The sequence below is a fragment of the Marinomonas epiphytica genome, assembly GCF_054780655.1.
This window is the reverse complement of the sequence record NZ_BAAGVX010000026.1, coordinates 635,009-642,289: the sequence shown is the minus strand read 5'-3', so window position 1 is coordinate 642,289 and position 7,281 is coordinate 635,009. Positions and strand designations below refer to the sequence as shown.

Annotated in this window: 4 protein-coding genes; 3 read left to right on the top strand and 1 reads right to left on the bottom strand. The window is 43.6% G+C overall.

The window, feature by feature from the left end:
* Positions 1-268 precede the first annotated feature (268 nt).
* Positions 269-3,682 carry a transcription-repair coupling factor gene (mfd, locus tag ACYVGZ_RS08060; RefSeq protein WP_460753713.1) on the top strand — a complete coding sequence of 1,138 codons (3,414 nt, stop codon included), beginning with the start codon at positions 269-271 and terminating at the stop codon, positions 3,680-3,682.
* Positions 3,679-4,437, top strand: a complete 759-nt coding sequence (locus ACYVGZ_RS08055; protein ID WP_460753711.1) for a hypothetical protein — start codon at positions 3,679-3,681, stop codon at positions 4,435-4,437. The genes mfd and ACYVGZ_RS08055 overlap by 4 nt, the downstream gene beginning before the upstream one ends.
* 45 nt (positions 4,438-4,482) lie before the next feature.
* Here ACYVGZ_RS08055 and sohB read toward each other — a convergent pair whose 3' ends face one another.
* Positions 4,483-5,529 (bottom strand): protease SohB, encoded by a 1,047-nt coding sequence (gene sohB / locus ACYVGZ_RS08050; protein ID WP_460753708.1) that lies wholly within the window; start codon positions 5,527-5,529, stop codon positions 4,483-4,485.
* A gap of 163 nt (positions 5,530-5,692) precedes the next feature.
* On the opposite strand from sohB, the gene nhaB reads away from it, so the two are divergent.
* Positions 5,693-7,195: a sodium/proton antiporter NhaB gene (gene nhaB, locus ACYVGZ_RS08045; protein WP_460753705.1), complete on the top strand. Its 1,503-nt coding sequence runs from the start codon at positions 5,693-5,695 to the stop codon at positions 7,193-7,195.
* The last annotated feature ends 86 nt before the right edge of the window (positions 7,196-7,281 follow it).

Here is a 7,281-nt window from a genome sequence, read left to right as displayed (position 1 = left end):
CCCAGAAAAAGCATCATGTTAAAAAAGACTAAAAGACATGAACTTCTAGAGCCTCAAGCCCAACAAAGGTGGGTGTCTTAGTTAGTTCTTTTAAACATGGGTGTCTTAGTTAGTTTTCTTGTGCGGCCCCTAGGTTTGTTTGATCGGTTAAATGTTGCCAAGGCTGTTTGAAACAGCCACAATGTAGTCCGCTTAAAGGTTCACTTACCTATCTTCAGTTTCAACATTATAAAGCGGTTAAAAATCCTCTAGGAAAGTATTTCGTATCATGTCAGATCTTTTATCAATCAATACTAAGCCGGGCTACAAAAATCATTTGAACGGCCTGCAAGGTAGCCGCAAAGCCTTACAGCTTATTGAAATTGCTCAACAACAAAACACCCCGATTTTGTACCTTGCTAATACGGTTGCAGAACTCAACGAACTGGAAGATGAACTGGCCTTTCTGAATTCTAATCACAAAGAAACATTACGCTTCAGTGATTGGGAAACTTTGCCTTACGATGCTTTCTCGCCACACCAAGATATTATCTCACAACGATTGGAGACCCTAGCTGTCTTGTCTGAAAGCCAGGCCCCCATTATCTTAACCACTTTGGCTTCATGCTTAACTCGCCTTTGTCCAAAGCAACACATTGATGCACAGCGGTTTCATTTAAAAGAAGGGCAACTTCTTGCTCGTGAAAAGCTCTCAAGTAAGTTAACTGATGCAGGATATTTGCATGTAGACAATGTTCACCAGCATGGTGAATTTACCATTCGGGGCGCATTAATGGATGTGTTTCCAATGGGAGCGGATAAGCCGATTCGAATTGATTGGTTTGATGATGAAATTGATAGCATTCGTTGGTTCGATCCTGACACGCAACGCAGTACAGAGAAAACCCAAGAAATTAACATGCTGCCTGCCAAAGAGTTCCCAACCACCAGCCAAGGGATTCAGCAGTTTCGCCAGGCTTTTAGAGAAAGGTTTACGGTTGACCCTTTATCCAGCCCAGTTTATCAAGACATTACCAGCGGTATCATTCCAGCAGGCATAGAATATTACTTACCGCTCTTTTTTACTGAGACCGCCAACCTATTTGACTATTTACCAAAAGACACGCTCATCATACGAGCAGACACTTTAGTAGATAACTTGGCCAGCATTTTGTTGGATTTCCGCAGCAGACACGAGTCCTTAAATTACAACATTGAGCGCCCTATTCTTACCCCTGAAGAAGTATGCTTAAAAGAAGACGAGTTTTTTGCCTTATTAAATAATTACCCCAGTGTAATTTTTAGCGAACAAGGTGAGCACGACAGCTATCAGGCTCAACCTGATGTCGGCATTGAGTCGAAAGCCCCTACTCCTTTGCAAAAGTTACAGCATTTTTTGGAAAAAACGAGCACCCGAACACTCATTGTTGCTGAGTCTGCAGGTCGACGGGAAGCTCTCATCGAATTGCTCCAAAAACAAGGTATTAAACCCAAGCACCTATCAGACTGGCGCAGCTTTCGTGAGTCTGACGCACCTCTCGCCATTACCGAAGGTCAAGTGTACCGAGGCTTCACCATAAAAAATGAAGTAACTTTACTTGCCGAGAGCGACATATTAGGAGAAAGGGTAAGTCAACAACGCCGTCGTAGTAAACACGGTGAAGTTAATGAAGATGCCATTATTCGCAACTTAACTGAGTTACGGTTAAACGCACCTGTCGTTCACATTGACCACGGTGTTGGGCGCTATCTTGGCTTAACCAACTTAGAAATAGATGGCCAAGAAACAGAGTTACTTACCTTGGGTTATGCAAACGACGCTAAACTGTATGTACCTGTTTCCTCTTTACAACTGATTTCCCGCTACACGGGCGCAGATGAGGACACCGCCCCTCTGCACAAACTGGGTACAGACAAATGGAGCGCAGCTAAACAAAAAGCTGCCGAGAAAGCCCGAGATACCGCGGCAGAGCTACTCGAAATTTACGCTAAACGGGAAGCCAGAAGCGGCTACGCCTTTGCCAAACCCGACGACCAATACGAGCTCTTTGCAGCAGGCTTTCCATTTGAAGAAACCCCAGACCAGCAACTTGCCATTGATGCCGTTATTAGAGACATGTCCGCAGCCAAACCTATGGATCGTTTGGTGTGTGGAGACGTCGGCTTTGGTAAAACCGAAGTGGCCATGCGGGCTGCATTTTTAGCCGTACAAGATGGCAAACAAGTCGCCGTGCTTGTGCCCACTACTTTGTTGGCACAGCAACACTATGAAAACTTCTGTGACCGTTTTGCCGATTGGCCTGTAGAAGTTGAATTACTGTCTCGTTTTAGATCATCAAAACAGTCCAATGCCGCAATAGAGCGCCTTGAGTCCGGTAAAGCAGACATAGTGGTAGGGACCCACAAACTGATTCAATGCGATATTACTTTTGCCAACCTTGGCCTTGTCATCATAGACGAAGAACACCGATTTGGCGTTAAACAAAAAGATCAATTTAAAGCCTTACGCTCTGAAGTAGATATTTTAACTCTGACAGCCACACCAATACCTAGAACCTTGAATATGTCTTTATCTGGCATACGCGACCTTTCAATCATTGCCACACCTCCCGCTAAGCGTCTTTCTGTTAAAACCTTTGTTAAAGAAAGAAGTGCCGAGCAGATAAAAGAAGCCATTTTGAGGGAGCTACACCGAGGCGGTCAGGTGTACTTTTTGCACAATGAAGTACAAACCATAGAAAAAACGGCAGAAGAGCTATCTGAACTCATACCGGAAGCGAGGGTTATTGTCGGTCACGGACAAATGCGAGAACGAGAACTTGAGCAAGTGATGTCCGACTTTTACCACAAGCGAGCCAATGTTTTGGTGTGTTCCACCATTATTGAGACAGGCATAGATATCCCTAATGCCAATACTATTATCATTGAAAGATCCGATAAGTTCGGCTTGGCTCAATTGCATCAATTGCGCGGCCGAGTAGGCCGATCACATCATCAGGCTTATGCCTATTTACTCACCCCGAATGATCGTAAAATCACCTCGGATGCAGAAAAACGCCTAGAAGCCATTGCTATGGCGGATACGCTAGGCGCAGGCTTTACCCTAGCCACCCACGATTTAGAAATCCGTGGTACTGGGGAGTTATTAGGTGACGGCCAAAGCGGCCATATTGAACACGTGGGCTTTTCTTTGTTTATGGAAATGCTAGACAGAGCCGTAAAATCCCTTAAAAATGGCGAGTCACCTGACGTAGACATAAGCACACCTGCTCAAACCGATGTCAATCTGCGTATTCCCGCACTCATTCCAGAGGATTATCTGGGCGACGTACATTCAAGACTCATTCTTTATAAACGCATTGCCAGCGCGACCAACGATGCCGAACTAAAAGAGCTACAAGTTGAAATGATTGATCGTTTTGGCTTACTGCCGGACGCCACCAAGAACCTCTTTAGGCAAACGAACCTTAAGTTAAAAGCTGAAAAACTAGGCATTAATAAAATTGAGGCAGGCCCGAAAGAAGGTAAAATTTTGTTCCGAGCCGATACACCGGTAGACCCAATGAAGTTAATTAAGTTGATCCAAACCAAGCCAAACCAGTATAAACTAATGGGATCAGATACTTTAAAATTCATTACCAACATGCAAAATGCGGAAGATCGCTTCCAACAAACGACCAAGACGCTGGAGCTATTACATTGAAATTGATACTCGCGACCCTGCTTTTATTAGCAAGCGTTAGCCAAGCAGCCCAAGCAATCGATCTAAACCAGATTGACCCTAAAACGGCTAGAGCTTATGAAGGCTACTTACTCACTTTTGCCTGGCCAGAAAAATACGCCAGTGAACACGTGGATTACGAGAATGTTCTCGACCTAGAAAATTTATTGAGAATCAACCAGTCCCAACTTGAGAGCAGCACGCTTAATACCTCTCAACTTCCGGACGTTTTTTTGCAATATAAGCAAAGACTTAAAAACAGAGTCCAAATACTTTCTAGCCAACGCTGGACACTGATTTTCAACAAAGCTGGGGCGAGAGTAAATCAAAGCTTTTATAGCCCACTTACTAAAGACGGCTACCCTGAATTAGTGGGCGACATCAGCATACGGTTAGGGCGCTACTTGGAGTCTGATATTCATTATAGACACTACTTGTTCGATAGCTTTTCACAGCCATTAGAAACCCCACCTCTAGATTTAAACCAAACACAGATCGAGCCCCAACTTAATACAAACATCAAACAATTTGAGCCTGCGTTAGTACTGAACTTACACATTGAGAATAAGACTGCCAGTAAAAAACTGAATTATTTAGATCACCCAATCATTGGCACCTTACTGTATTTTGAGCCACTTGAGCTAGAAACCGCGATTGAAGCCATACAACAGCAGAATGCAACTATAGAAACGGGCTTAACTTCCCCCTATCACGATTCAAGCAGCGAACTTGAATAAGGGGCGAGGGGCATGAAACCATACCCCACTTAAAAACGAAATAGATTAGAAGCCTCGCGACTGGGCAAGCTTACTTAACCAGTGAACGCCTTTACTTTCAAACGCAGACAAGATTGATAAACCTAGTTTCTCCGTTACCGATTTAGGCTGTTTGAATGCTATTTGCACCACGTCGGCATCACCATAGTGCTCTACTAAGTAGGCATCGCTGGTTTTAATTTCATCAATCAAGTGATTGTCTAATGCTTGAGTGCCATACCAGGTATCGCCTGTGGCAATGGTCTCAATATCTAAGCTTGGCCGTTGAGAAGAAACAAAAGATTTAAACAAACCATGGGTGTCTTCCAAATCTTGTTTGAACTTCTCGCGACCTTCATCTGTGTTTTCCCCAAGCATGGTCAAAGTACGCTTATAACGCCCAGCAGTATGCAGTTCCACATCGATGTGGTTTTTATCCAATAGACGGTGCAAATTTGGTACTTGAGCGACCACTCCAATGGATCCCAAGATTGCAAAAGGAGCAGCCACTATTTTATCTGCCACACAAGCCATCATATAACCACCACTGGCCGCGACTTTATCAACACAGATCGTTAATGGAATTTTAGCCTCTTTAACACGCTGCAATTGAGAAGCCGCCAAACCGTAGCCATGCACCACTCCCCCACCACTTTCAAGACGCACGACAACCTCATCTTTAGGGGTGGCAATACTTAGTACGGCAGTGATTTCTTCTCGCATCTGATCCACTGCTGAGGCTTTGATATCCCCATCAAAATCCAGAACAAATAACCGCTTCTTAGGCTCAGTGGTTTGCGTGTTTTTTTTACCTTCTTTTTTAAGCGCTTTCTTCTCCGCTTTTTGTTGGCGTTTTTTCGCTTTGCTGTTTTCTTTCAACTCTTGTTTATCCAGCAGCTGATTGTCCAGCTCTTGCTTCATATCGTCGAAGTTTTCGTTAAGCTTTGTTACGGATAAATTACCAGAACGCGATTTTTTCTTACTGCTTGCCAACATGGCTAAAACCAATCCAAAAGCGACTAATAACGTTATCACTTTAAGCAAAAAGCCCACATAATCACTAAACCATTCCAAACTAATACCCTCTACATCTCACAATTTCATCAGATATTGGGGTGAAAAAGCCAAATAGCAAGCACTTTTTGTAAAATTCGTAGTAGATACACAATTGGTTATCCCTTATGATCTCCCCACCTTACAGTTTCATTACAATAAAAACCGATTCAAGGATCCATAAATGCAAACCACTTTATCGCGATCGTTTAGCCATAATTTCCTAGGAAATTCCCCCCTATGGTACAAACAAGCGATCATTATCTTTCTTATTCTCAACCCCATTTTATTGGCTGTCGTTGGACCTTTCATTACTGGCTGGGTACTGATTATCGAATTTATTTTCACGCTCGGTATGGCATTGAAATGCTACCCTTTATTACCCGGTGGTTTACTGGCCGTAGAAGCCGTTTTATTAGGGCTCACTAATTCCCATGGCGTCTATGAAGAGGTCAAACATAATATTGAAGTCATTCTGCTACTGATGTTCATGGTGGCCGGCATTTACTTCATGAAAGATATGCTACTGTTTATTTTTAATAAACTGCTGGTGAAGATCCGTTCTAAAGTCATTATTTCCTTGGTGTTTAGCTTTGCTGCTGCTATTTTATCGGCCTTTCTTGATGCTCTAACCGTTACGGCGGTATTAATAAGCGTGAGCGTAGGATTTTATTCGGTATATCATAAAGTCGCGTCTGGCCAGCCTTCAGATAAAAAACATAATCATGTGGTTGACGATAAAATTTTACCAGTCAATCAAGACGATCTGGCTCAGTTTCGCTCCTTTTTACGAAGCCTGTTAATGCATGGTGCTGTGGGTACGGCTCTAGGAGGGGTGGCTACCCTTGTTGGTGAACCTCAGAACTTACTGATCGCCAAAGTCGCAGGTTGGGATTTCGCTCAATTCTTTTTGAATGTCGCTCCTGTTTCTGTTCCTGTCTTTTTCAGTGGCTTGCTAACAGTAGTGGTAGTGGAGAACACCAAGCTATTTGGGTACGGTGCAATTCTGCCCGAGAATGTTCGTAATATTTTGAAAAATTTCGAGGAAGAAGAGTCCCAGCGCAGCACCAACCGCAATAAAGCCAAACTGATCATCCAAGGTATTGTGGCCTTAATTCTCGTGTTTTCTTTAGCCTTTCACGTAGCTGAAGTGGGCTTAGTCGGCCTTATGGTTATTGTCTTACTGACTTCTTTCAACGGCGTTACAGAAGAGCATCAAATTGGACAAGCCTTTGAAGAAGCCCTCCCCTTTACGGCTTTATTGGTGGTGTTCTTCACAGTGGTATCCGTCATTCACCAGCAACACCTCTTTCAACCTATTATTGATGTGGTGCTCAACTTACCTACTGAGTCGCAACCCATCATGTTCTTTATTGCCAATGGCCTATTGTCTGCCATTAGCGATAATGTTTTTGTCGCAACGGTATACATAGGTGAAGTAAAGTCAGCGCTTGAAGCCGGCACAATTAGCCGCGAACACTTTGACATCTTAGCGGTTGCCATTAACACAGGAACAAACTTACCGAGTGTCGCCACCCCCAATGGACAGGCGGCGTTCCTTTTCTTACTCACTTCTGCCATTGCTCCTTTGGTAAGGCTCTCATACGGCAAAATGGTTTGGATGGCTCTGCCGTATACCATAGTTCTAAGCTTGGTAGGCGGACTGTGCGTATACCACTTTTTATAGCGCTATTATTTTAGCTCTATAAAAAGTTAGCCCCTCTAATCGAGGGGCTAACTTTTTATTACCATAGACCAACTAACGCCATTTAG